The following is a 2,126-nucleotide window of genomic DNA, read 5'->3' on the forward strand; positions in this document are numbered from 1 at the left end:
ATGGATGTCGGCGACTGGGAACATCTCGGCCCCATCACCCTCCCAAGTGGTGTCTACGAGGTCTACCACCACACCGAGCTGGCTGCGGACATCCTTGTTCAGCAAGGCGTCACTGTGCAGCTCTGACCCATGGGCGGCGCCCGCTCCGGGCGCCGCCATTCACCCTTGAAATCTTGTTCGAACGAGCCCCACACGGGGCTCGCTCCAGCACTTTGCTCCATCACTTGTATACGGAAACTATCCAGTGAACTTTGCTTGTATTAACGATAAAGACGCACTCTATTTCTTCCCACTGAACGAGCAGGAAGCTGTGTTCTCGCCGATCCAGGCCATGGATGGTACGCGCTATGTCCTCACTGAACAGGAAGGGGTCGATTTCAGCCAAACCGTTGCGGCCGAGCGAGTCGACAATGACCTGTACCTGCGTCTGCGCTCGGAGTCGGAATCCGATTCCAGCATCCAGATCAAGGATTTCTTCCAGTTCCAGGGCAGCGTCCATAGCCTGAGCGACACTGGCGAATACCGCCTGCACCTGTCCGCCGACAGCGCCACTGCGGCAGGCCCTGTAACCCTGTGCAACGAGTACCTGGGCGTACAGCAAGACCAGCCGGAAGCCGCCGTCCTCAAGGTGATGCAGCAAGCCGCTGCCTTCCAGGCTCTCGACCAGTTGGCGGAATCGCTGAACCCGTCCGCAGAACCCATGCCCAATGCACAGGAAACCGAACCGGTGCTGTTCTTGGCTGCGGCTTCCGAAGCCAACGCCACCTTCGCGGTCATCCCCAGCATCACCGCGCTCTACGACCAGGCCGGCAACAAACGGGGCCAACTGGTCAGTGGCAGTGTGACTGACGATAAACGGCCCAAGCTGGTCGGCCTGGGTGAACCCAACACCACTCTGGACATCCTGCTAAACGGTGAAGTTGTCGATAGCGTCACGGTCGATGGGCAAGGCAACTGGTCCTACACTCCCGTCGTCCCGCTGGAGGAAGGCGGCCAACTGTTCTTCGTGCGCGATCAAACCACCGGCAAGACCTCGGGCAATGTCGTCCTGATCATCGACACCATGGCCCCGGCGCGCGCTTCGCTTAGCAGCGTCACCGACGACACCTCCGGTAGCCCGATTGCAATCGCCAAAGACGGTCATACCCGTGACAACACACCGACCCTGAAGGGCAAGGCCGAAGCCAACTCCCTGGTGATCATCTACAACGACACCACCCCTATTGCCAGCATCTATGCCGACGATAATGGCAACTGGAGCTGGACCGCGATATTCCTCCCGGATGGCACTTACGCGCTCAAGGTCGCGGCCATGGACTTTGCCGGCAACATCGGCCTGCCTTCCGTCAAGCACACCATTACCATCGATACGCAGGCACCGTCACAGCCGAAGATCCTCGAGGTGCTGGACGACGCGGGCACCAGCACCGGTCCGCTGCTCAATGGCGCGGTAACCGATGACGACACCCCGACCTTCAGCGGTACCGCCGAGCAGGGCGCCACCGTCGTCATCTACGACAACGGCTTCGAAATTGGTCGAGTGGTCGCTGAAGACGGTACCTGGTCCTTCACCCCGGAGCAGCCGCTGGCAGAAGGCGAACACAGCTTCACCGCCACCGCGACCGACCGCGTCGGCAACCAGTCTCAAGCGTCCGAAGCCTGGGATCTGACCATCCTGGTCAATGTACCCGCCGCCCCTGTAGTCGAGTCGGTCCTGGATGACGCAGGTACCGTTACTGGCGCGCTCGAGTCTGGCGATTTCACTGACGACAGCACCCCGACCATCAGCGGCTCCGCTGAGGCGAACGCCACCGTCATCATTTACAGCAACGGAGAAGAGATTGGTCGCGTAGAGGCCGATAATTCCGGCAACTGGGTTTTCACGCCCGAGAATCCGCTTGCTGACGGCGAACACAGCCTGACCTTCGTGACCCTCAATGGCGCGGGTAACTCGTCCGAGCCGTCCGATCCGTGGGTCGTGAACGTCGATACCCAGGCACCCAACGCGCCGACCATCGGCAGCGTCCTCGACGACGTCGGCGTCAAGACCGGCGAACTGGCCTCCGGCGATGTCACCGACGACCAGCGGCCCACCCTCTCCGGCTCCGCCGAGAAAGGCGCCACTG

General features: G+C 61.2%; 1 protein-coding gene. It reads left to right on the forward strand.

Annotated elements, in window-relative coordinates; all coding sequences use genetic code 11:
- Positions 1 to 244: 244 nt before the first annotated feature.
- Positions 245 to 2,126: Ig-like domain-containing protein (locus FFS60_RS28500; protein ID WP_256658178.1), on the forward strand; the 1,882-nt coding region annotated here is incomplete at its 3' end.

This window comes from Pseudomonas sp. D(2018) (genome assembly GCF_005502555.1).
GTDB classification, from domain to species: Bacteria; Pseudomonadota; Gammaproteobacteria; order Pseudomonadales; family Pseudomonadaceae; genus Metapseudomonas; species Metapseudomonas resinovorans.